This is a genomic window from Chlamydia poikilotherma, assembly GCF_900239975.1.
GTDB classification, from domain to species: Bacteria; Chlamydiota; Chlamydiia; order Chlamydiales; family Chlamydiaceae; genus Chlamydia; species Chlamydia poikilotherma.
The window spans coordinates 520,475-543,856 of record NZ_LS992154.1 but is presented as its reverse complement, the minus strand read 5'-3'; the positions used below and the strand labels follow the sequence as shown (position 1 = coordinate 543,856).

Genomic DNA, 23,382 nt, shown 5'->3' with positions numbered 1-23,382 from the left:
AAATTATACTTTCATCGTTTTAAAACGTCTTTTAAGAGTTAATACTTTGATTACATTTTTATTGATGATTGCCGGGCTAATTTTTCCTAAAGAGATTAGTTGTGTTAATGCCTTTATACCCTCTCGAAGCTCCTTCAAACTAGAAAAAGTAAAACACTCGACTCCATAATTTAATGCTTTAATCGTGTTCTCAATATTCGCAAGCATAGAGCAACCCATAAATTTCATACTGGAAAAATCTACGTCTATAGCTAGGCCACGAATAGTATTTGCCAAGCTATAACGTAAAGCGATAGGACTGGGTGTAGTTGTTGTAGAAGAAAAATCACAATGATGTAATTTTCCTTGTATACTCCCCGAATGTTTTAATCCCCTCACCAATTCAGAATAATTAGTCAAATCCATACTAACAATTTCTTTAAAAATTAAAGAAATAGCCACTCCATAATCTTTGAGTAGTGTTCCTATGTTGACTCCTATGTCATATAGATTCTTACAATCCATCAAAGATAAATTCTGATAGGATAAATAGAACTGTAAACTATGAGATATAGAACACCCTAAAAGTAATGGAATCGCCTGAGATTTATTGAAATCGTGAATATATCTACATTGCTTGTCAAAAGAACCACAGGATAATAATACACCACCTAATCCACGGTTCTCTTCAATTTGGTTAACGGTTGTAGTAAAGTCATCCCATTCTAAACCACAAGAAGGGGCATAAAAAAATAACTGAGCTAATTTTCTATCTATTGAGGTAAGCATCGAAAATAGCTCTTTAGTCTCTTCTAGCTCTTCATTTTTATAGGGCATCCATTGGGTTTTTTTTAAATAATTACTAGCTCCCTCTCTTCCACGCTGAAATTCTTGAGCTGAAGTAACAACTCGCTTCGTTATGGTTAATAATTTTTTCTTTAATTCATTGTCTTTCTTATTGTTGTCATCATGAGAATTCGGGTCTCTCATGACACTATCTATCTGTTCCACATAAAAATGATTCTGACGATTTAGTCTGCTAAAAACGTCCATGTGTCCACAGTCCTTTACTTCTTGGTCGGAAATATACAAATGGAAAGATATTAAAGATTTTTCTTTTTTAAAAAAACTTAATTACTTTTTTGGTCTTGTCTTTTCAAATCCATGACTTTATAATGGGGTAAACTTAATCCTTGACGCAACTCTCGTATCAAGTATGCCCGACTCTTCTCATTACAACATCGCCTCTAAGAAATCAGATGAGGCTACAATAGAAAATATTATTGCTATCTACGGCATAGATCGATGTCTAAAATTCATGAAAAATATGTTATTAATTCGTGAATTCGAAGCTCGTGGTGAAGAAGCGTATTTAGAAGGATTAGTTGGTGGTTTCTACCATTCCTATAGTGGTCAAGAGGCTGTTGCCACTGCGGCATTAGCCAATACGGGATTAGATCAATGGTTTTTCTCATCCTATCGTTGTCATGCTCTAGCAGTATTATTAAATATTCCCCTAAGTTCACTTGCAGCAGAATTATTAGGGAAAGAAACGGGTTGTGCACTAGGTCGAGGTGGATCTATGCATATGTGCGGTCCAAATTTCCCCGGAGGATTTGGTATTGTAGGAGGACAAATTCCTTTAGCTGCTGGAGCAGCATTTGCTATGAAATATCGTGGTGAAGATAAAATTTCTCTAGGATTTATTGGGGATGGTGCTGTTGCCCAAGGATTATTTCATGAAACATTAAATTTTGCTTCCCTACACAGTCTTCCTCTTATGCTTGTTATAGAAAATAATGGTTGGGGTATGGGCACAGCTCTTAAACGTGCTATTGCAAAGCAGCCCATAGGAGAATCTCAAGGATCGTCTTATGGAATACGTTCATTTACTTTAAATGGTTTTGATCTCTTTAATTGTCTTTTAGGCTTTAAGGAAGCTTACGAATATATGCAAAAGACTCATCTTCCCGTCCTCATTGAGTGTTTATGCTCACGATTTAGAGGACACTCCATTTCTGATCCTAATCTCTATAGAAGTAAAGAAGAGATGCAATGTCTCATAAAAAAAGATCCTATTACTTTTGCGAAAAATTGGTTAACCCAACTGGGAGTGCTTTCAGAAGAGAAATTTCAAGAGCTGCGTCAAGAATGTAAAGATGAAGTCTTACGGGCTTTCACTGAAGCAAAATCAGATTCGGAACCAGCGATTGCCACATTAGAAGAAGGGGTTTATGCCTAAATACGTTACATTAGAAATCCGAGAAGCTATTAGAGAAGCTATTGATGAAGAAATGACTAGGGATCCTAATGTATGCATATTAGGAGAAGAAGTTGCCGAATACAACGGTGCTTATAAAGTTACAAAAGGACTTTTAGACAAATGGTCATCATCAAGAATTATTGATACACCAATCAGTGAAGCAGCATTTACAGGTATTGGTATAGGAGCCGCGTTAACAGGCCTGCGTCCAATTATAGAATTTATGAGTTGGAACTTTTCTCTAGTCGCCGCAGATCAGATTATTTCTCATGCTGCAAAAATGCACTATATGACTGGTGGAAAATTTTCTGTTCCCATTGTATTTCGTGGACCTAATGGAGCCGCAGCACAAGTATCTTGTCAGCACTCTCATTGCGTAGAAGCTCTATACGCTAATATTCCAGGTTTAATTGTCATTTCTCCCTCAACTCCTTATGATGCTAAAGGATTATTGAAATCCGCAATTAGAAATGATAACCCTGTTCTTTTCTTAGAAAATGAGTTGGAATACAATCTAAAAGGTGAAGTTCCTATTGAAGAATATTTAGTTCCTATTGGGAAATCTCATATTATTGAGGAAGGTAAAGACCTGACAATTATTACTTATGGCCGTATGGTTTCTATAGTAAAACAAGCTGTAAAGGTAGCCAAACAACGCTACGGTCTTTCTATAGAGATTATTGATCTACGCACAATTAAACCTCTAGATATCTCCGGAATATTTTCTTCAGTAAAGAAAACAGGAAATTGTATAGTTGTAGAAGAGGGCCACTACTTTGCGGGAATCTCTGCGGAAATCATCACTGAAATTACAGAACACCTTTTTGATTGCCTGGACAGCCCTCCTTTAAGGGTATGTCAAAAAGAAACTCCTATGCCCTATAATAAGACTCTAGAGCAAGCGACTCTCCCAAATGTAAATCGTATCTTAGATACTATCGAAAAAATCATGAGGTAAATTTGTGATTTCTCTATTAAAGATGCCCAAACTCTCTCCAACTATGGAAGTTGGAACAATCGTAAAGTGGCATAAAAGCAGTGGTGATAAGATAGGGTTTGGTGATGTTCTCGTCGAAATATCGACTGATAAAGCTGTTTTAGAGCATACAGCATCTGAAGACGGCTGGTTTCGAGAATGTCTTATTAAAGAAGGGACAAAGGTACAAATAGGTACACCCATAGCTGTCATATCTTCTGAAAAAGACGAGTCTTTTAATTTAGAGGAATTACTTCCAAAATCTCCAAGTTCACAACCTTCTCCAGAAAATAGCGAACAGAAAGAGGAAGCCCTATCTGATATATCTCATCAGGGTTCCTCAATGATAGTGTCTTTTGGGTTTAAACCCGAACCTCCTCTTTCTAAACCCCTATCTTTAAAACAGGATTCTTCAAAATCCCCGGTTTCTCCTTTAGCTAAACGCGTAGCCAAAGAAAAAAATTTGGATATTTCTGGAATTAAAGGTAGCGGTCCTGGAGGACGTATAGTTGAAAAAGATCTTGAAAAGGCTCCGGCTAAAGGTATTGCAGGTTTCGGTTATCCTGAAGCTCCTGAAGTCCACCCAGGAGCCTATAATGAAGAATCTCTCTCTCCTGTTCGAGAAATTATTGCACAAAGATTACAAGCTGCAAAAACTTTCATACCTCATTTTTATGTACGGCAAAAAGTTTATACCTCACCACTATTGGCTCTGCTTAAGGAGTTACAAATCCAAGGAATCAAGCTCTCTATCAACGACTGTATCGTCCGTGCCTGTGCTTTAACCTTGAAAGAATTCCCAGAGATAAATTCAGGATTCAACAGCGTAGACAATAAAATTGTACGTTTTGAAACTATTGATATTTCCATAGCTGTGGCTATCCCTGACGGCGTAATTACTCCGATTGTACGTTGTGCTGATCGTAAGAATATTGGAATGATATCCGCAGAAATTAAAAGTTTAGCTTCTAAAGCTAAATCTCAATCCTTAAAAGAGGAAGAGTTTAAGGGCGGGTCCTTTTGCGTTTCTAATTTAGGCATGACAGGAATTACCGAATTCACAGCAATTATTAATCCTCCCCAAGCCGCCATTCTTGCTGTAGGTAGTACTCACGAAGAACCTGTAGTAGTGAATGGAGACATTGTGATTGGTTCTACATGCATGTTGACATTATCCATAGATCATCGCGTGATCGATGGTTATCCTGCAGCGATGTTTATGAAACGCTTACAAAAGATATTAGAAGCACCCTCAGTACTTTTATTAAATTAAGATATGCTTATCATTGTTTGATATAGTAGAAAGCGTTTCTAATAAGATGAACTCCCATCTAAAATAGAAGCTCTTTTTACTTAAAAGTTATAATTCGTAGGGACATTCCATATATCTTTAGCGTAATCGGCAATCGCTCTATCACTGGAGAAAAACCCCATACCACCAACATTATAAATAGATTTCTTAACCCATTCGTCAGTTTGTGTAAATAAATTGGCTGCAGATTCATGAACACGAATATAAGATTCTAAATCTGCCAAAACAAAGAAAGGGTCTCCTTCGTGAAGCAACCTATGCACTATAGGTTTGAAAAGATCTTTATCCGAAGTATTGAAAAATCCTTGATCTAGTAATTTTAATACATGTGCAATCTTAGGATTATCGTTGCATATTCCTTGTGGGTAATACTCACGACGCATTTTTGCTATTTCTTCTTCTAATAAACCGAAAATAAACATATTGTCGCGACCAATATATTCTGACATTTCTATGTTAGCTCCATCCATAGTCCCTATCGTTAGAGCACCATTTAAAGCAAATTTCATATTTCCGGTACCAGAAGCTTCCATTCCCGCTGTTGAGATCTGCTCTGATATATCAGAAGCAGGCATGATCATTTCGGACATGGTCACACGATAATTAGGAAGAAAAAGAACCTTTAAAACTTCATTAACTTGAGGGTCATTATTTACACAATCTGCAACGCTATTGATAAGTTTAATGATGAGTTTAGCAAAGACATATCCTGGTGCGGCTTTACCAGCAAAAATTACTGTTGTAGGAACAATTTTGGATACAGAGTTTTCCTTAAGATCATTATAAAGATAAATAACTCTAAGGATATTCATTAATTGACGTTTGTACTCATGAATACGCTTTACATGAAAATCGAAAAGAGATTCAGGATCTATTTTTTCTCCGATTTCTTTTTTAAGTTTCAATGCAAAGTCTTGTTTGTTTTTTAGCTTAATTTGATGCCACTGTTCTCTAAAGCTCACATCATTAGCAAAAGGTATCACCTTATGAATTTGAGAAAGATCTATAAGATGCGCATCTCCAATTGTCTGATCTAATAATGTATTTAGACGAGGATTGCATAGAGCTAACCAACGTCTCGGAGTAATTCCGTTAGTTACGTTAATGAATTTATCAGGAAAAAATTCTACGAAATCTTTAAATAAGGTTGTTTTTATAAGTTGAGAATGGAAAGCAGATACACCATTAACTCTAGCAGAGCCTACAATAGCTAGGCTTGCCATATTCACATGTTTATCACTTCCTTCTTCAATGATAGATAAGGCTCTTCGCTTATCATTATTTCCAGGAAATCTCTGAGAAACTTGCTCTAACCATCGGCTATTAATTTCATAAATAATCTCTAAATGCCTAGGCAATAATCGTGAAAACAGATCTATAGACCAACGCTCTAAAGCTTCAGGTAATATCGTATGATTCGTGTAATTAAATATACGAGTTGTCATATCCCATGCTTTATCCCAGGCAAGCTCTTCCCTATCGATAAGGATATGCATCATTTCTGCTATTCCTAAAGCAGGATGTGTATCATTTAACTGAACAGCCACTCTATCAGGAAGATTATCTAAAGAAATATGCATTTTTGTATATCTACGAAGGATATCTTGAATTGTTGCAGAGACTAAAAAGTACTCCTGCTTTAATCTGAGTTCCTGACCTTCCGAAATAGAATCGTTTGGATAGAGCACTCTTGAGATGTTTTCTACTAATGCAATATCCTCTATAGCACGAATGTAGTTCCCATGATTAAAATAATTGAATTCAAATCCATGTGGAGACTGCGCTTGCCATAAGCGCAAGGTATTCACAGTATCTATTCCATATCCCGGAATAGGTACATCATAAGCCATAGCTAATACTTCTTGTGTATCTACAAGATCTGCAACTTCTTTCCCCCTAGCATCTGTATAGTGAATCACTCTACCATAAAAACGAATTGGATAAAGATATTCTCCTCTACATATTTCCCAAGGGCTTCCATAACGCAACCACTCATCAGGAGCTTCTACTTGATATCCATTTACAATTTTCTGATCGAAAATTCCGTAATCATAGCGAATTCCATAACCATAAGCTGGAATTCCTAATGTTGCCATAGAATCCAAATAACACGCTGCAAGTCTTCCTAAACCTCCATTTCCCAATCCTGCGTCTGCTTCCATTTGCAATAAACTATCGAAATCGTAATTTAACTCTGCTAATGCATCTCGAACAAGATCTAATATTCCTAAATTCAAAAGATTACTCTTTAAGCTTCTACCAAGTAAGAACTCCATAGAAATATAATAGACACGTTTAACATCTTGTTCGTAATAACTATTCTGAGTCTTTAGCCAACCTTTGGCTAACCATTCCATTACAGTTTTTGAAACTGCTGTAAATATATCCCTAGTCGAAGCAGATTCTGGAGATTGCACCACTCCAAAATATAGACGATTTAAAATCGCCTGCTTCATGGTTTCTATATTTACCAAATTCTTATCAAAACTCATAAGTCGTCCAAATCAAAGAGTAGTTAGGAAGTGATTTTTGTATTTCCATAAGAAAAATCTAAAAAAAAGGAAAGCACTTAGAAAAGAGAAGAAATAAAATTAAAAAAAACATGCTGTATTCTCTATAAAGTATTGATTTTTTAATTTTAAAAGTAAGAATTTTTTTCATCCTAAAAAGCTAGAAATCAAAGAAATACATCTCGTTTAAATTGATTTGAAAATAAAAATATGCTAAATTTCTTGAGGATTTTTTTATTCGCGAGAATATTATGACTGCGGCCCACGGGTATGGAGCATTTGCTGGACGTTCAAGTAGAAACGTTTTTACATTAGATGATTTTAAAAAACGCGACCCTGATGCTCCTACAACTTCCAGAGGCACAACCGGGCGTACAGTAAGTATAGCTAGGCCTTGCGTCGACAGACATCCCACATGTCCAATGGTTCAGCATACAGCTCTATGGGTGATTTTAGGATTGACTGCTGCTTTATCAGCTTGCTTATTGTTAGCGAGTGGATGTCTTTCAATGCCTACGATTATTGTGGCATTAATTATACAAATTGTCTTAATAATCATATCTATTACTTGCTTAATTATTAAGTATAGAAAAGAGATTACCTCTAAATTCTGTGGACAAGATTAGTAACCACTAACAAGGGATTCCTTCTTCGGGGAAGAATTCAAGGCTCTTATACGCTGAAGTAAGAGATTTCATTAGTTCTTGTGTAGCGATACTAATGTCGTGCCCACCTTCCTCCACCTTCTGAGAAATAGTGCGTATTGACGAAATTACTGTTGAATGATCTCTAGAGAAGACATCTCCTATACGCACGTAAGATAAAGATAATTTCTGGCGACATAGATACATAGCCACTTGTCTAGGCAATACATATTCTCGAGATTGCGAACGCCCTAAAATACTTTCCGGGGACACGCCATAATATTTAGCAACAGCACGAACAATTCCTGAGGGAGTTAATCGAACACTCTCTGCAGCCTCTAACACATCATGGAGCAAAGATTGTATATCATCCTCATAGAGTAGTTGCTGCGCTAATTTTCTGTAGGCAACGCGTTTCGATAACAACGTGAGGGCATCTATTAATGTTTTTACGTTGGAAGATAGAGAATGAATCAAGAAATCTAAAGCAGTATCTTCTATTCGAATAGATAACTGTTGGGCTTGGTGGATAAGAAAACTTCTTAACCCTTCTTTTGTTAAAGGATGAATAGGAACGGCCACACCCCATTCAAAACGACTGATAAGTCGCTCTTCGACAGCCTTTAAATCTCCGGGTGCATATGCAGAGGAAACAACTATCAATTTACCTTCTGTCTGCAAGGAATTAAACGTATGGAAAAATTCTTCCTGAGTAGCTCCTTTACCCGAGAATAACTCTATATCTTCTATAAATAAAGCATCGACATTACGATAAAAAGAACGAAATCTTTGCATCTCTCCTGAACGTATAGCTGAGACTAAGTGTTCTGTAAATAAATCTGAAGCAACATAAAGAATTTTTCCTCCAGATTCTCGAAGCGCGCTTACAGCAGCCTGCATCAAATGTGTTTTTCCAGAACCTTCGGGTCCAAAAAGATAAATAGGATTAAATGGAAAACCCGTAGGATCTTCTCCGGGCTTAGTAAATTCTTGTAGAATACGAAACGGCAAGTCATTTTCAGGAGTTACAAGAAAATTAGAAAAAGTCATTTCAGGATTTACATTGCCGTATTGCATAGTGAAGTAGGCAGTTTTTTCCTGTTGGATTTGCTTTTCTTTATAAAAAGGCGTGGTTTTATCTAAAGAAGTTACGTGAACGCGGATCAACTTTCCATTATTGTTCACTAAATTAGCTTTAACCTTATGGCGTATATGTTCTTCAAACCAGGTCACTTGAAAAGAATCTTTAGCTTCGAGGTATAGATTACACGCATCAAAACACAGGACTTTTAACGACCTTAACCATTTGTCTACAGTAGTTGTACCAATTTCTTTTTCTTGTAGCAAAAGAAAGTCTTCCCACGCCCGCATAAAACTATCTCATCTAAATAGTTTTCATATATCTTTTTTAATATAAAAAAGCTTTTTTTTCAGTTGTTACCTTTGTCTTTTCTTATTAACAGAAATTTCATTTTTAAGATGTTTGCTATCTAAAACCTTATTGGTAACCCATTGTTGGATCAATCCAAGAAGCATAGAAGAAAACCAATAAATATTTAAACCTGAAGGGAAATTATAGAACATAAAGGTAAACAAGATAGCCATCATTGTTCCCATTGTTTCCTGCTGTCTTTGTTGATCCGTAGCAGGTCCTTTTTTCTTCGAAGCAGAGATCTTCTGCTGAGCAAACATTACAATCCCTAATAAGATAGGAAGAAGATGGAATTCGTTTCCAAGAAACCAAATTGGTGTAGTCCAAGAGAATAAAACATCTGGAGCTGTTAAATTATCAATCCATCCAGGTATAAAAGATGCTCCTCGAAGTAAGAATGAGGATTTTAATAAATCAAACATAGCTATAAGAAACGGTAACTGAATCAATAACGGCAGACAGCCTGTAATAGGATTCACTTTATTAGTCTTATATAAAGCCATGACTTCCATTTGAGCACGTTTAGGCTCTTTCTTATATTTCTGTTGAATTTCTTGAATATAGGGAGACAACTTTTGCATGCGTCTCATAGAACGTATTGACCAAGCATTCAGTGGATACAGCAGTAATTTTAAGAATACTGTAAGTAGAATGATAGAAATCCCCCATGATCCTGTGATCATTCTGAAAAACTTCATAATAATGAAAAGTAAAGCTGCAAAAGGCTCAGTAATAAACGCGAATAATCCTCGGAAAGTTATACAATCAAGATACTGAGGACTCTCACCTTTAGAATTGGTATAAGCTTGATCCAGAGCGCGTAAAGTGGGTTCGGCTAGAGGCCCTGCATAAACGAGGAAACGATGTGTTCCTTTCTGGTTAGACAAAGGAAGTAAAGTTTCGTATCCAGGATATTTAGAAGCAGGATAAGCTTGGTTTTTAGGAGATAATAGAGACAAACGTGTAGGGACAGAACTCCCAGAAACATAGGAGGCAGCATATCCTGCGGGCGCGTCTGTAAGTGGAGATAAGATAATACCGAAGTATCCATTAGAGTTTAGTATCCATTGGGGATATACTCCACTATGCAAAGCTAAAGGATCCTTAGCCTTAGGTAATTTCACCTTATCTAATTGTCCCTTATTCTTTTTAATAACATGGTATTTAATAGATGGAGTAAATGCGTTGGACATAATTTCAACTTCGGGGACTCCAGAAGTTATCCACATGTCGTCGCCAGCTTGATTTATACCAACTTCAACTTCAAAAGCATAAGGCTGCTTTTCAGGTAATTTATAAGTTTTCTTAATAGAACCGTCATTGCTTTCCAATTCCAACACAGTACTATTAAAAATAGAAACACGGTATCCCGAAGCCACGGATTTGACAAGATCCCTTCCGGAAACAATATTTAAAGCATGATAACTAGAAGGAGTGCGTTTTTTAACATCAGAAAGCATCCCTCTACGTAATAAAGGATAATATCCTCCTATAGTATCGGAAATTTCTTTTTTATTCGCATCTATCGAAGGAAGCCCGGGAAAAGAAGCCTCGCTAGGAACTTGAGCTTTTAAATCTCTATCAAAGCCGATTTCATTGACTATACTCTTATTATCTTCAGAAGAAAATGGGAGGTTTATTCCTTCTATAGAACCACTCTCCTGAGAAACAACCAACTGCATATATTCATTAGAAAGAACAAAATGTTGCCTAGAATTCAGATCGACACTTGATGATTGGGAATCATTAAAAATAGCAGCCTTAGTAATTGGGAGATCTAAGGATTCTAGTCTTTCTTCTTTGGAATTATAAATACCTAAAGGGAGATATTCATTCCCCGATCTCCAAAAGACCAAAGAAGTCCCATAAACAACACTATCCTTATTATAAATCTTACCCTGTTCTTGCTTATATTGACCTAAGAACACAACAGGTTCTTGATTATTACGAAACTCAACAACTAAAACAGGAAGGGCTTCGGTAGTTACCGGAAGAAATACTTTTCCTGTATTTAAAGGATCTGAGGATTCGTTGGCTTCACTATACAAAGCAACATGAATATTATCACAAGCTGTTGTTTCTTCTATAAAATCCCAACGAATTCCAGAAGAATAAACTGAACTTGCCGATCCTCCTTGATTCAAAAGGAGCAACTTATTTCCAACACGCACAGCGTAATGATTTTTATTTATCTCTTCTTCAAGAGATGCAGTCCAAGGAGAAACACTTAATCCCGCAGACTTTGTTGCAGCAAGTACTTGTTCTGAAATTGTTTTCTGTTTCTCTGTGAGAGCCTTGCAAGAACGAAAATCATTATAACCAAAAAAGATCTGGCACCCTACAAAAGCTACGCCAACTAAAGAAACAAACAACAACGAACGTTTATTCATCTGATAAACTCTGAAAAATTAAACTAAAAAGCTAAAATACCATAGTATCTATTTATCTCCCATAAGAGATTCCTAACTACACATGAAACTGTTTCTATTTTATAGATGAAGTGGAAGATGTACCCTTTTTATTTTTAATAAAACAAGCCACCCCCAAAGACACACCAAATATAAATAAAGGTAATGATAGAATTTGTCCCATTGTCAACAAACTATTTGGACCTATAACCTTACCTTGATGGCTTTTAAAAAATTCAGCAAAAAAACGGATTAAAGATATGCCTATTAATCCCAGAGATGTCGCCCATCCAGAACCTAAACGAAAATAACGTTTATAACTTAAGAAAAACAGTATTATAGAAAGTAATAAATAACCAATTCCTTCATATAACTGTACAGGATGCACAGACACTCCCAAACTTCCTTGTGTAGGAGATGAAAAAATGATCCCCCACGGTAGGTTTGTAGGCTTGCCTATAATTTCTTGATTCATGAAATTTCCAATACGAATCATAAAGGCCGCGCATCCAAATACAGAAGCGCAAAGATCGCTAAGGAATAAAAAGGTTAAGACAGGGATTTTTTTCCTATATCTCCAAGAAAAAATAATAGCCCAGAGAATTAGACCTACCATACCTCCATGACTTGCCAATCCCCCATTCCAAACTTTTAAAATCTCTTGGGGATGTTTAAAGTAAAAATCACCTCCATAAAATAGAATATAAGCAATCCGTGATCCTGGAATGATGAATAAAAGAGAGTAGAGAGCGAAATTTTCTAAAGCTTCACGAAGCTGATTTTTGGAAAATCTTTTTTTATCTTCCATATGATAAGAAGATAATGCCAGATAAATACCAAGTATAGAAGCAAGTAAAATACCTAAAGAAAAGCAGAGACCATACCAAGGGACTCTAATAGGTAAATTATCTGAATTCCATAAAAATTTTGAATGACTCCAATATATTACTGATAAGAAGACTCGCATTACTCAATCCAAAATAGAAAAAAATATAACTTCCATATAGAATGGTTAAACTACAACAGACAAAACATATGACTAATAATAAAAATTATTTACTTATTTGTCTCCCAGGCATTCTTTGGTTGTCAGCAGGAGTTAAACTACTTTTAAAAGCTTCCGTGGTTGTCTATCAACCTGACTTTTCCTTTAAAATTTTTGCTCCCCTAGCTATGGGAGCATGGATTATTGCATCTTTGAAGTACCGGTATTTATTATTAAAATCCGTATCTTCTCAAAATGAACTCTCCTACCAACTACTCTCGGAAACTATATCAAAGAAAATTTACATAAAAAAATCTTTTATTTCCAAACGCTTCTTAATCATGATAGCAATGATTTCTATATCTTTATTGCTACGTAGATATATTGATAACCAAGCTATTCTATTCTTCATTCGCTCTACTATTGGTTACGCTCTTATTAAAACGGCTTTGACCTATTTCGCTAAATCTCACAAAACGTTCTTAGAAAGTATTTAAATATAGATTTTCATCATGCAAACTGCACATATAGGAACAGACATTATTGAAATTTCTAGAATTCGCAAAGCAATACAAACTCACAACCGAAGAATGTTGGATAGAATTTTCACCAAAAAGGAACAAGAGTATTGTTTAAGACTAACTAATCCCTATCCTTCTTTTGCAGCAAGATTTGCTGGAAAAGAGGCTGTGTCTAAAGCTTTAGGAACAGGAATAGGAAAGATCGTTTCCTGGAAAGACATAGAGATTCTTAAATCATCAAAACAACCCGAAGTCCTCTTACCTTCAAGGATATATAAAAAATTAGGAATCTCTAAAGTATTGCTATCCATTAGCCATAGTCGTGAATACGCTACAGCTGTGGCTATAGCTCTAATCTAAAAAACGTTCAGCTTCTAAAGCAGCCATACAACCACTTCCCGCAGCTGTAATAGCTTGTCTATAATGTTTATCTTGAACATCTCCTGCTGCAAATACCCCAGGAATAGAAGTTCTACATGTTCCTTTATCAGTAATAATATAACCATGTTCATCCAAAGCCAATTGACCAGCCAAGAAATCTGTATTTGGTTTATGCCCGATAGCAAAAAACACACCCGCAGCATCGTATGAAGAGATTTCATTAGAAACATTATTTAAAATATCAACTGAGCGAACAATAGAATCTCCAGAAATTTTCACTATTTCACTATTCCAGAGAAAAGTAATTTTTTCATTGGATTCTGCCTTTTTTATCATGACTTTAGAGGCTCTTAAAGTATCCCTTCTATGAACAATATATACACGTTTTCCATAACGAGTTAAAAACATTGCTTCCTCTAAAGCAGAATCTCCTCCCCCTATCACATATAAATCTTTATTCTTAAAAATAGGAGAAGCCCCATCACACACAGCACATGCTGTAACACCTTTTTGCCAGAATTCATTATCCAATGCTCCTGGAATTTCTAAACGTTTTGCGGAAGCTCCCGTTGCTATAATACATGTATCACATGTATATTTTTCTTCATTGGACATTACCACAAAAGGACGTGCGCTGAAATCAACCGAACTGACATCTTTTGGAAGAATTTGAGTTCCAAAACGTCTAGATTGAGATTTTATATTATCCATTAACTTTTGACCTAATATGCCCTCAGGGAATCCGGGAAAATTTTCTACTTCGGTAGTAGTCATTAATTGACCACCAGCAACCCCAGAAAAGAATCCCTCGAATAAAATAGGACTTAAAAGTGCTCTTGAAGCATAAATCGCTGCGGTATAACCTGCAGGACCAGAACCAATAATAATTACTTTAGTGTGAGTCATTTATTTTTACCCTACCGAATAATTTAGAAATAAAATCTAAAACAAATAAAAAATTTTTAAGCAACAAATTAGAATAAAAAACTGCTGCAAGGGAGATCTTGCCTTTTTTAAGGTTTATATTTACACTATCTTTTTTGACTTTGTAGTTTTTAGGAGAATAACATTAAATGCCAAAACAATCCGAATACACTTGGGGATCCAAAAAAATTCTTGATACTATAGATTGCCTCTCGGAAGACGTTGTTGAATTCAAAGATCTTCTATGCTCAACACACGGAATTACTTCAAGCGACGAGGAAACTACCAGTGAGATACAACCTGGCGCCATCCTAAAAGGTACTGTAGTTGATATCAATAAGGACTTCGTAGTCGTTGACGTTGGATTAAAATCCGAAGGAGTCATTCCAATGTCAGAATTCATAGATTCTTCTGAAGGTTTAGTTCTCGGTGCTGAAGTAGAGGTATACTTAGACCAAACTGAAGACGAAGAAGGAAAGGTTGTTTTATCTAGAGAAAAAGCTACTCGCCAAAGACAGTGGGAACATATTCTAGCTCACTGTGAAGAAGGCTCTATCGTCAAGGGACAAATTATACGCAAAGTCAAAGGTGGTCTTATTGTTGATATTGGGATGGAAGCTTTTCTCCCTGGATCACAAATCGATAATAAGAAAATTAAAAACTTAGATGATTATGTAGGCAAAGTCTGCGAGTTTAAAATTCTTAAAATCAACATTGACAGAAGAAATGTTGTTGTTTCAAGAAGAGAACTCCTAGAAGCAGAACGGATTTCTAAAAAAGCAGAACTTATCGAGCAAATTAATATTGGTGAACGCCGCCGAGGTCTTGTTAAAAACATTACAGATTTTGGTGTGTTCCTAGATCTAGACGGGATTGATGGTCTCTTACATATTACAGATATGACATGGAAACGAATCCGTCATCCATCTGAAATGGTGGAACTCAATCAAGAGCTTGAAGTCATTATTTTAAGCGTTGACAAAGAAAAAGGACGCGTTGCCCTAGGTCTTAAGCAAAAAGAACATAATCCTTGGGAAGATATTGAGAAGAAATATCCTCCAGGAAAACGTGTTACTGGTAAAATTGTTAAACTTCTCCCCTATGGTGCCTTTATTGAGATTGAAGAAGGTATCGAGGGCTTAATCCACGTTTCCGAAATGTCTTGGGTGAAAAATGTTGTTGATCCTAGCGAAGTAGTAAACAAAGGCGATGAAGTTGAGGCTATCGTTCTATCGATTCAAAAAGAGGAAGGTAAAATTTCCTTGGGTCTAAAACAAACAGAGCATAATCCATGGGATAATATCGAGGAGAAATATCCTATCGGTCTACATGTACATGCAGAAATCAAAAATCTAACGAATTACGGAGCTTTTGTTGAATTGGAGCCAGGTATCGAAGGTCTTATTCACATATCTGATATGAGCTGGATAAAAAAAGTATCACATCCTTCAGAACTCTTCAAAAAAGGTAGCACTGTTGAAGCTGTTATTCTTTCTGTAGACAAAGAAAGTAAAAAAATCACTCTCGGAGTTAAACAATTAAGTTCAAATCCATGGAATGAAATTGAAGAAATGTTCCCAACAGGAAGTAATATTTCTGGCGTAGTAACAAAAATTACTGCATTTGGCGCATTTGTAGAACTACAAAATGGTATTGAAGGTCTGATTCACGTTTCAGAACTATCTGAAAAACCTTTTTCAAAAATTGAAGACATTATCTCAATTGGCGATTCTGTGTCTGCAAAAGTCATCAAACTCGACCCGGATCACAAGAAAGTATCTCTTTCAGTGAAAGAATACTTATCTGATAAACAACATAATCATATGGATACAGATTTAAATAATTTGGACCTAGAAGATTTAGTTGGTTCAGACAAAAAGAAAAAAGGGAAATAATATACACTTAAAAGGTTGAGCTTATGTTCTTTATAACATAAGCTTGCCTTGGTTTAGCACTCTGTCTGTTTCCTTATTTATAAGAGGAGTATAATGAATAAAGATCTTGTAGCTATTTTTGACTACATGGAGAAGGAAAAAGGAATTCAACGCCCTGTTATCATAGGTGCCATTGAATCAGCCTTAAAAATTGCAGCAAAAAAAACACTAAGAGATGATGCTAACGTTTCTGTAAATATTAATTCTCGAACTGGTGATATAGAAGTCTTCTGCGAGAAAGAAATCGTAGAAGTATGTGAGAATCCTAGTAAAGAGATTCCTTTGGACAAAGCTAGAGAGTATGATCCTGAATGCCAGGTCGGGCAATATATGGACGTCCCCTTTGTTTCTGAGCATTTCGGAAGAATCGCTGCTCATGCAGCCCGACAAATTATCGGTCAAAAACTACGTCATGCTGAAAGAGATGTTGTCTATGAAGAGTATCGACATAGGGTCAATGAAATCCTTTCTGGTGTCGTCAAACGATTTGCCAAAGGATCAAATTTAGTCATAGATTTAGGAAAAGTTGAAGGACTTCTACCCGCCCGTTGTTATCCAAAAACAGAAAAACACAAAGTCGGTGATAAGATTTACGCTTTATTATACGAAGTTCAAGAATCTGAAAATGGTGGTGCTGAAGTTATTCTTAGCCGTAGCCATCCCGAATTTGTTAAACAACTTTTCTTACAAGAAGTTCCAGAACTGGAAGAAGGTTCTGTAGAAATTGTTAAAATTGCTCGTGAAGCAGGCTACAGAACTAAATTAGCTGTAAGCTCATCCGATCCCAAAACAGATCCTGTAGGAGCTTTTGTTGGAATGAGAGGTTCTCGAGTGAAGAATATCATTCGAGAGCTAAACGACGAGAAAATAGATATTGTAAACTATTCTCCCGTAAGCACAGAATTGTTACAAAATTTGCTTTGCCCCATAGAAATTCAAAAGATTGCGATCTTAGAAGATGACAAGGTTATTGCTATAGTCGTTCAAGATGCTGATTATGCAACAGTAATCGGTAAGCGAGGAATTAACGCTCGATTAATTAGTCAAATTTTAGATTACGAGCTCGAAGTCCAACGTATGAGCGAATACAATAAACTATTAGAAATTCAACGCCTACAGTTAGCGGAATTTGATAATCCTCAGTTAGATGAGCCGCTAGATATGGAAGGCATTAGTAAGTTGGTTGTCCAGAATCTTGTACACGCAGGATACGACACGATCAGAAAGGTATTATTAGCTAGTGCTAATGATCTTGCTTCTGTTCCTGGAATCAGTTTAGAACTTGCTTATAAGATCCTTGAGCAAGTCAGCAAATATGGAGAAGGCAAAGTTGACGAAAAACCTAAAATTGAAGATTAAAAACGCTCAATTAACGAAAGCTGCTGGATTAGACAAGTTAAAGCAAAAATTAGCTCAGGCAGGATCTTCAGACACGAAAAACTCTTCAGAAAAGCCTTCAACAAAGGTTCCTGAAAAAGTTACAAAAGAAAAAGTCGTGAAGAAAAAGAGTGTTGTAGATCCAAGTGTGCCTACGATGACTGAGCCCGTCTCTACTGAAATTTCTCCACGTAGAATTCGAGCTAAAAATCGTTCATCATTTGTGTCTGAGGATTTAAATACTTCTTCCTCAGTTGCAGAGGATTCTGACGCTGCTATGTTGTCGGATTCTGCAATAGAAGAATCGGATTCTTTCGTAGATGGAGAGCAAGAAATCTCAGAGTCAACTCCTTCTTCTGCAGTTGAAGAACCTGAAGCAATTGCTAAAGAGCCTCCTGCTCCGAAAAAAGAGCCTGAAGTTGTAGTTAAAAAAGAGCCTCCCAGGAATGTTGTTTCTATAAAATCTAATTTTGGACCTACTGGGAAGCATATTAATCATTTGTTAGCTAAAACGTTTAAAGCTCCAAAAAAAGAGGACAAGCCCGTTCCAAAAGAACGAACAGGAACACCTCAGGCAAAGCCTCAGCAATCTTCTGAGACTACAAACGATAAACAACATTCTCCAAATAATCGGACATCTCAACCATTTTACCGTAGAGACATGTCCAAAAAACCAGGATCTGATTTTAGAGATCGTGCGAAAAAAGATGACAATCCTAAAGCATTTACTGGAAGAGATCGCTATGGACTGAATGATAGTAGCGACGATGATAAGTGGAGAAAAAAACGTGTTCAGAAAACAAAAAAACACTATGACGAACACACTATACAACGGCCTACGCACATTAAAGTACCTCTGCCTATCACGATCAAAGATCTTGCAGCAGAGATGAAGCTCAAGGCTTCTGAGCTTATTCAGAAGATGTTTATTCATGGTATGACTTATGTTGTAAACGATATTGTGGATAATGAAACAACTGTGCAATTTATTGGTTTAGAGTTTGGTTGTACAATCGATATCGATTCATCCGAACAAGATAAACTCTGTATTGAAAGTAATACTGTTAAAGAAGAAATCCAAGAAACAGATCCACGCAAACTGATTATTCGCCCGCCCATTGTAGCTTTTATGGGTCACGTTGATCATGGAAAAACTACTTTGATTGACTCATTAAGAAAAACTAATGTAGCAGCTGTAGAAGCTGGAGCTATTACTCAACACATGGGAGCCTTCTGTTGTTCAACACCTGTTGGTAATCTTACTATCCTAGATACCCCTGGCCACGAAGCTTTTTCTGCTATGAGAGCTCGCGGAGCAGAAGTTTGTGACATTATCGTTCTCGTAGTTGCTGGTGATGAAGGAATTAAAGAACAAACATTAGAAGCTGTCAAACATGCTCGAGCTGCAAATATTACAATCGTTGTAGCTATTAATAAGTGCGATAAACCCAATTTTAATGCAGAAACTATTTACAGACAGCTTTCTGAAATCGAACTATTGCCAGAAGCTTGGGGCGGCACAACTGTAACAATTAATACCTCTGCGAAAACTGGGGAAGGTTTATCTGAACTTTTAGAAATGCTTGCTCTACAAGCAGAAGTTTTGGAACTCAAAGCTAACCCATCTGCTCGTGCTCGCGGAATCGTTATTGAATCTGAGCTACATAAAGGCTTAGGTGCGGTTGCGACTATCTTAGTACAAAACGGAACTCTTAATCTTGGTGAAGCATTAGTCTTTAACGATTGCTACGGTAAAGTTAAAACAATGCATAACGAGCATAATCAGCTAATGACCGCGGCTACCCCTTCCGTTCCTGCTTTAATCACTGGATTATCTAGCATGCCAAAAGCTGGTGATCCTTTCGTAGTTGTTAAGAGCGAAAAAACAGCTAAAGAAATCATTGGAGCTAGACTTGCCGGTCAACAAAAATTTGCCTTGCAGAAAAAACGTCCTAATTTTGACGCTATGTTGCAAAATAAAAAAATATTGAAACTGATTATCAAAGCCGATGTTCAAGGATCTATCGAAGCTTTAGCCAATTCTATCTTAAAGATCGTATCCGATAAAGTGAGTGCAGAAATTCTTTCTAATAGCGTTGGAGAGATTTCTGAATCAGATATCCGTTTGGCTGCAGCGTCTAAAGCCGTTATCATTGGTTTCCACACTGGGATAGAAAGTCACGCCGAATCTCTAATCAAGAACTTAGGGGTGAAGGTTCAACTATTTAATATTATCTACCACGCTGTAGATGCTGTTAAGGAAATGATGACAGCATTACTTGACCCTATTGCTGAAGAGAAAAATCTAGGTGCTGCCGAAATCAAAGAAACCTTTAAATCTTCCCAATTAGGTACAATTTATGGTTGTTTGGTTTCTGAAGGTATAATGACTAGAAATCAAAAAGTTCGTGTTGTACGTGATAATGAAGTTATTTGGAAGGGCAACTTATCCTCTCTAAAACGAATTAAAGAAGACGTTAGAGAAGTTAAGAAAGGGCTTGAATGTGGTATTTTATTAGAGGGATATCAACATGCTCAGGTAGGCGATATTCTACAATGCTACGAAGTAATCTATCATCCACAAAAACTTTAAAATACTATGACTGAAAATAGACGTATAAAAAAGGTTAATTCATTACTTCGTGAAGCGATTGCCAATGTGATCTTAAAAGATGTAAAGCACCCGAAAATTTCGAATCGTTGGATTACAGTTACTAGGGTGTGTTTATCTAAAGACTTACATGCAGCTCGTGTCTATGTTTCAATTATGCCTCACGAAAATACATCAGCAGAAACTTTGGAAGCGTTAAAAGCATCAGCAGGATATATTGGTTATAAAGCTTCTAAAGGCGTTGTACTTAAGTATTTTCCTGAGATACATTTTTATCTCGAAGATATTTTTTCTCCACAAGATCATATAGAAAACTTGCTCTGGAAAATACGAGAACAAGATAAGAATTAATATTATCTGCCTAGAAAGATCATCTAACATTGACGACATCATTATGGAACTTGCTACAGAACTTAAAGAAGGTATCCTTCTAGTAGATAAGCCTCAAGGAAGAACTTCATTTAGTCTCATTCGCACTTTAACAAAATCAATCGGAGTAAAAAAAATTGGTCATGCGGGGACTCTCGATCCTTTTGCTACAGGCGTGATGGTCATGTTAATAGGTCGTAAATTTACACGACTTTCTGATGTTTTGTTATTTGAAGATAAAGAATATGCTGCAGTTGCCCATCTAGGCACAACTACGGATTCTTATGATTGCGATGGTAAAATTGTTGGTAGGTCAAAAAAGGTGCCAACCTATGAACAAATAATCGAAGCTTCGCAATATTTTCAGGGAGAAATCCAACAAATCCCTCCAATGTTTTCTGCAAAAAAGATCAATGGGAAAAAACTCTATGAATACGCCCGACAAGGGTTATCAATAGAGCGTCGCCAATCTACAGTTCAGGTAAGTCTACAAATTACAAAATACGAATATCCCTTATTACATTTTTCTGTGCAGTGTAGTAAAGGAACTTATATTCGTAGTATTGCTCATGAACTAGGAAACATGTTAGGCTGTGGAGCTTATTTGGAAGAACTCAGACGTTTACGTAGTGGAAGTTTTTCTATAGATCAATGTATTGACGGTTGTCTTTTAGACTGTCCTGAATTTGACATATCTCCTTACCTAAGAGACTTCAATGGAAACATTCTATAGTTTAATATCGATCCCCCATTCTGTGGATTCTATAACTATAGGTTTTTTTGATGGTTGTCATTTAGGTCATAAACAGCTGCTTACTGCCCTATCTTCTTTCCCTGGGACATCGGGAATAATTACCTTCGATTTACATCCTCAAGCGATTTTACAACCACTCAATCCTAAGCTAATTACAAGTACAAAAGAAAGGTTCCTCCTTTTACAAGATTTCTCTATAGATTATTTATATATTCTTCCTTTTACGAAGGATTTTGCTAATCAATCTGCTGAAAATTTCATACTTTCCCTACATCAGACCTTAAGATGTAAACGTTTAATATTAGGATATGATTCTAGATTGGGCAAGGGAGGACAAGGAAATGCCACAACATTGCAACCTCTGACAAAATCTTTAGGAATCGAAATTATCGAGATACCTCCATATAAAATTGATAATGAGATAGTTTCTAGTAAAAAAATTCGCCAATTTTTAACAGAAGGCGATCTAGATAATGCGAACCGGCATTTAGGATATTCCTATAAATATATAGGAAAAATCGAAAGAGGTTATGGTTTGGGAACAAAATTAGGAGTTGCCACTATTAACCTTCCTCAAGAGCAGTGCTTGCTGCCTTACGGAGTATATGCATGTGAAATAGAACATTGTACTACCTCATATCAAGGAATTATGAATCTTGGAGAAGCTCCTACAGTAGGTAGGGATTTCCTATGCTTAGAAGCCCATCTATTTAATTTTTCTGGGAACTTATATGGCGAGACAGTTTCTGTAACTCCTAAGAAATTCCTTCGGAAAGAAAAAAAATTTCCTTCTAGAGAAGATTTATCAACAGCTATTCATAAAGACATGATTGATGCGAAAATATTTTTTAATACTAATTATGTAAGAAAAGCATAATGTCGCCGTCTTGAACGATATAATCTCTACCTTCTGCGCGTAATTTACCAGCTTCACGAACTCCTGTACGACCGTCATACGTTATCATATCTTCAAGAGTAACAACCTCTGCACGAATGAATCCTTTTTGAATATCTGTATGAATCTGCCCTGCGGCTTCTGAAGCCGAAGATCCTATAGGAATAGTCCAAGCTCGAGTTTCTTGCGGTCCGGTTGTAAAGTACGAAATCAATCCAAGTGTTTGGTAGGAAGCACGCACTAGTCGATTCAAGCCCGATTCCTCAAGACCTAAACTATTTAAAAAATCCTGACGCTCTTCCGTGGGCAAAGAGATCACTTCTTCCTCCAATTGGACACAAATTGGAACTACTTGAGCATTTTCCTTCTTAGCAATCTCTTGAACAACAGCAACATAATCATTATGCATAGTTGCTATAGAATCCTCTCCTATATTGGCTATATATAACATAGGCTTCGCTGTTAAAAATGGATAAGGCTTTAACTGTACCTCCTCTTCATAAGACAAATCTAAAGTACGTACAGGCTGACCGCTTTCTAAATGCTTAATCACCCTATCTAATAAAGGTAAGACAATCCCGAGGTCTTTTTTACCCTTGGCTTGCTTTTCTAATTTACTACGAATACTTGTTGCTGAAGAGAAATCAGAGAAAATTAACTCTAAATTTATGACTGAAATATCGTCACTAGGATCTATCTTTCCAGATACATGGGTAACGTCATCATTATCAAAACAACGAACAACATGAGCTATAGCATGAGTCTCGCGAATATGAGAAAGAAATCTATTTCCTAATCCGGCACCGTCTGCGGCTCCTTTTACTAAACCTGCGATATCAACAAATTTCATATCAGCATAAATAATCTTCTGACTTTGGCTCATCTTAGCCAAAATATCTAGACGATTATCGATAACCGGAACAATACCGATATTTGGATCAATTGTACAAAAGGGATAGTTATAAGAAGCTACTTGTGCTCCAGTAAGGGCATTAAATAGCCCTGACTTACCTACATTAGGAAGTCCTACGATCCCACACTCTGTATGCCCCATATGTCATCTTTTGTTTAATGTTCACCTTTCAGTAGGGAAGAATTCCCACAAAC

19 protein-coding genes are annotated in these 23,382 nt (G+C 36.4%); 12 read left to right on the top strand and 7 right to left on the bottom strand.

The window, feature by feature from the left end:
• Positions 1 to 3: 3 nt before the first annotated feature.
• Positions 4 to 1,032: a hypothetical protein gene (locus tag C10C_RS02440; RefSeq protein WP_117274271.1), complete on the bottom strand. Its 1,029-nt coding sequence runs from the start codon at positions 1,030 to 1,032 to the stop codon at positions 4 to 6.
• Positions 1,033 to 1,195: 163 nt separating this feature from the next.
• Here C10C_RS02440 and pdhA point away from each other — a divergent pair, with 163 nt between their 5' ends.
• Genes pdhA through C10C_RS02425 form a run of 3 tightly spaced genes read left to right on the top strand, consistent with a single transcriptional unit; the run spans position 1,196 to position 4,491 of the window.
• Positions 1,196 to 2,221, top strand: coding sequence for a pyruvate dehydrogenase (acetyl-transferring) E1 component subunit alpha (gene pdhA, locus C10C_RS02435; protein ID WP_117274270.1), 1,026 nt, complete (start codon positions 1,196 to 1,198; stop codon positions 2,219 to 2,221).
• On the top strand, positions 2,214 to 3,200 hold the full coding sequence (locus C10C_RS02430) for an alpha-ketoacid dehydrogenase subunit beta (protein ID WP_117274269.1): 987 nt from the start codon (positions 2,214 to 2,216) through the stop codon (positions 3,198 to 3,200). The genes pdhA and C10C_RS02430 overlap by 8 nt, the downstream gene beginning before the upstream one ends.
• A 4-nt stretch (positions 3,201 to 3,204) precedes the next feature.
• Positions 3,205 to 4,491, top strand: coding sequence for a pyruvate dehydrogenase complex dihydrolipoamide acetyltransferase (locus C10C_RS02425; RefSeq protein ID WP_117274268.1), 1,287 nt, complete (start codon positions 3,205 to 3,207; stop codon positions 4,489 to 4,491).
• An 80-nt stretch (positions 4,492 to 4,571) separates the two neighbouring features.
• On the opposite strand, the gene C10C_RS02420 is transcribed toward C10C_RS02425, so the two are convergent.
• Positions 4,572 to 7,022 (bottom strand): glycogen/starch/alpha-glucan phosphorylase, encoded by a 2,451-nt coding sequence (locus tag C10C_RS02420; RefSeq protein WP_117274267.1) that lies wholly within the window; start codon positions 7,020 to 7,022, stop codon positions 4,572 to 4,574.
• A 269-nt stretch (positions 7,023 to 7,291) separates the two neighbouring features.
• Between C10C_RS02420 and C10C_RS02415 the strand changes: the two genes are divergently transcribed.
• A complete protein-coding gene (locus C10C_RS02415; RefSeq protein ID WP_117274266.1) occupies positions 7,292 to 7,666 on the top strand; it encodes a hypothetical protein in 375 nt (124 codons plus the stop codon).
• Between the two features lie 6 nt (positions 7,667 to 7,672).
• On the opposite strand, the gene dnaA is transcribed toward C10C_RS02415, so the two are convergent.
• The 3 genes from dnaA to C10C_RS02400 all read right to left on the bottom strand — a co-directional run bounded on the left by dnaA (position 7,673) and on the right by C10C_RS02400 (position 12,491).
• Positions 7,673 to 9,055 (bottom strand): chromosomal replication initiator protein DnaA, encoded by a 1,383-nt coding sequence (gene dnaA, locus C10C_RS02410; RefSeq protein WP_117274265.1) that lies wholly within the window; start codon positions 9,053 to 9,055, stop codon positions 7,673 to 7,675.
• 66 nt (positions 9,056 to 9,121) lie between these two features.
• Positions 9,122 to 11,506 (bottom strand): membrane protein insertase YidC, encoded by a 2,385-nt coding sequence (gene yidC / locus C10C_RS02405; protein WP_117274264.1) that lies wholly within the window; start codon positions 11,504 to 11,506, stop codon positions 9,122 to 9,124.
• 94 nt (positions 11,507 to 11,600) lie between these two features.
• The gene (locus tag C10C_RS02400) at positions 11,601 to 12,491 is read right to left on the bottom strand and encodes a prolipoprotein diacylglyceryl transferase (protein WP_117274263.1); all 891 of its coding nucleotides are present in this window, start codon (positions 12,489 to 12,491) and stop codon (positions 11,601 to 11,603) included.
• 68 nt (positions 12,492 to 12,559) lie between these two features.
• Here C10C_RS02400 and C10C_RS02395 point away from each other — a divergent pair, with 68 nt between their 5' ends.
• Both C10C_RS02395 and acpS read left to right on the top strand, forming a co-directional pair.
• Positions 12,560 to 13,006: a hypothetical protein gene (locus tag C10C_RS02395; protein ID WP_117274763.1), complete on the top strand. Its 447-nt coding sequence runs from the start codon at positions 12,560 to 12,562 to the stop codon at positions 13,004 to 13,006.
• Positions 13,007 to 13,021: 15 nt separating this feature from the next.
• Entirely contained in the window at positions 13,022 to 13,390 is a 369-nt protein-coding gene (acpS, locus tag C10C_RS02390; protein ID WP_117274262.1) for a holo-ACP synthase, read from the top strand.
• On the opposite strand, the gene trxB is transcribed toward acpS, so the two are convergent.
• Positions 13,382 to 14,317 carry a thioredoxin-disulfide reductase gene (trxB, locus tag C10C_RS02385; RefSeq protein WP_117274261.1) on the bottom strand — a complete coding sequence of 312 codons (936 nt, stop codon included), beginning with the start codon at positions 14,315 to 14,317 and terminating at the stop codon, positions 13,382 to 13,384. The two genes, acpS and trxB, sit on opposite strands and share 9 nt — an antisense overlap.
• Before the next feature lie 167 nt (positions 14,318 to 14,484).
• On the opposite strand from trxB, the gene rpsA reads away from it, so the two are divergent.
• The 6 genes from rpsA to C10C_RS02355 all read left to right on the top strand — a co-directional run bounded on the left by rpsA (position 14,485) and on the right by C10C_RS02355 (position 22,257).
• On the top strand, positions 14,485 to 16,230 hold the full coding sequence (rpsA, locus tag C10C_RS02380) for a 30S ribosomal protein S1 (protein WP_117274260.1): 1,746 nt from the start codon (positions 14,485 to 14,487) through the stop codon (positions 16,228 to 16,230).
• Between the two features lie 93 nt (positions 16,231 to 16,323).
• The gene (nusA, locus tag C10C_RS02375; RefSeq protein ID WP_117274259.1) at positions 16,324 to 17,628 is read left to right on the top strand and encodes a transcription termination factor NusA; all 1,305 of its coding nucleotides are present in this window, start codon (positions 16,324 to 16,326) and stop codon (positions 17,626 to 17,628) included.
• The gene (gene infB / locus C10C_RS02370; protein WP_117274258.1) at positions 17,585 to 20,239 is read left to right on the top strand and encodes a translation initiation factor IF-2; all 2,655 of its coding nucleotides are present in this window, start codon (positions 17,585 to 17,587) and stop codon (positions 20,237 to 20,239) included. Before nusA ends, infB begins: the two co-directional genes overlap by 44 nt.
• Before the next feature lie 6 nt (positions 20,240 to 20,245).
• Complete coding sequence (rbfA, locus tag C10C_RS02365; RefSeq protein ID WP_117274257.1) at positions 20,246 to 20,608, top strand: 30S ribosome-binding factor RbfA; 363 nt, start codon at positions 20,246 to 20,248, stop codon at positions 20,606 to 20,608.
• A 43-nt stretch (positions 20,609 to 20,651) separates the two neighbouring features.
• Complete coding sequence (truB, locus tag C10C_RS02360; RefSeq protein WP_117274256.1) at positions 20,652 to 21,359, top strand: tRNA pseudouridine(55) synthase TruB; 708 nt, start codon at positions 20,652 to 20,654, stop codon at positions 21,357 to 21,359.
• Positions 21,343 to 22,257 (top strand): bifunctional riboflavin kinase/FAD synthetase, encoded by a 915-nt coding sequence (locus C10C_RS02355; protein WP_117274255.1) that lies wholly within the window; start codon positions 21,343 to 21,345, stop codon positions 22,255 to 22,257. The genes truB and C10C_RS02355 overlap by 17 nt, the downstream gene beginning before the upstream one ends.
• Here C10C_RS02355 and ychF read toward each other — a convergent pair.
• Positions 22,235 to 23,329, bottom strand: coding sequence for a redox-regulated ATPase YchF (ychF, locus tag C10C_RS02350; RefSeq protein ID WP_117274254.1), 1,095 nt, complete (start codon positions 23,327 to 23,329; stop codon positions 22,235 to 22,237). The two genes, C10C_RS02355 and ychF, sit on opposite strands and share 23 nt — an antisense overlap.
• Positions 23,330 to 23,382 lie beyond the last annotated feature (53 nt).

Excerpts from the sequence above, each read along its gene's own strand:
- C10C_RS02440 (WP_117274271.1), bottom strand. The coding sequence starts at position 1,032 with ATGGACGTTTTTAGCAGACTAAATCGTCAGAATCATTTTTATGTGGAA.
- pdhA (WP_117274270.1), top strand. The coding sequence starts at position 1,196 with ATGCCCGACTCTTCTCATTACAACATCGCCTCTAAGAAATCAGATGAG.
- C10C_RS02430 (WP_117274269.1), top strand. The coding sequence starts at position 2,214 with ATGCCTAAATACGTTACATTAGAAATCCGAGAAGCTATTAGAGAAGCT.
- C10C_RS02420 (WP_117274267.1), bottom strand. The coding sequence starts at position 7,022 with ATGAGTTTTGATAAGAATTTGGTAAATATAGAAACCATGAAGCAGGCG.
- C10C_RS02415 (WP_117274266.1), top strand. The coding sequence starts at position 7,292 with ATGACTGCGGCCCACGGGTATGGAGCATTTGCTGGACGTTCAAGTAGA.
- dnaA (WP_117274265.1), bottom strand. The coding sequence starts at position 9,055 with ATGCGGGCGTGGGAAGACTTTCTTTTGCTACAAGAAAAAGAAATTGGT.
- yidC (WP_117274264.1), bottom strand. The coding sequence starts at position 11,506 with ATGAATAAACGTTCGTTGTTGTTTGTTTCTTTAGTTGGCGTAGCTTTT.
- C10C_RS02400 (WP_117274263.1), bottom strand. The coding sequence starts at position 12,491 with ATGCGAGTCTTCTTATCAGTAATATATTGGAGTCATTCAAAATTTTTA.
- C10C_RS02395 (WP_117274763.1), top strand. The coding sequence starts at position 12,560 with ATGACTAATAATAAAAATTATTTACTTATTTGTCTCCCAGGCATTCTT.
- acpS (WP_117274262.1), top strand. The coding sequence starts at position 13,022 with ATGCAAACTGCACATATAGGAACAGACATTATTGAAATTTCTAGAATT.
- trxB (WP_117274261.1), bottom strand. The coding sequence starts at position 14,317 with ATGACTCACACTAAAGTAATTATTATTGGTTCTGGTCCTGCAGGTTAT.
- rpsA (WP_117274260.1), top strand. The coding sequence starts at position 14,485 with ATGCCAAAACAATCCGAATACACTTGGGGATCCAAAAAAATTCTTGAT.
- nusA (WP_117274259.1), top strand. The coding sequence starts at position 16,324 with ATGAATAAAGATCTTGTAGCTATTTTTGACTACATGGAGAAGGAAAAA.
- infB (WP_117274258.1), top strand. The coding sequence starts at position 17,585 with ATGGAGAAGGCAAAGTTGACGAAAAACCTAAAATTGAAGATTAAAAAC.
- rbfA (WP_117274257.1), top strand. The coding sequence starts at position 20,246 with ATGACTGAAAATAGACGTATAAAAAAGGTTAATTCATTACTTCGTGAA.
- truB (WP_117274256.1), top strand. The coding sequence starts at position 20,652 with ATGGAACTTGCTACAGAACTTAAAGAAGGTATCCTTCTAGTAGATAAG.
- C10C_RS02355 (WP_117274255.1), top strand. The coding sequence starts at position 21,343 with ATGGAAACATTCTATAGTTTAATATCGATCCCCCATTCTGTGGATTCT.
- ychF (WP_117274254.1), bottom strand. The coding sequence starts at position 23,329 with ATGGGGCATACAGAGTGTGGGATCGTAGGACTTCCTAATGTAGGTAAG.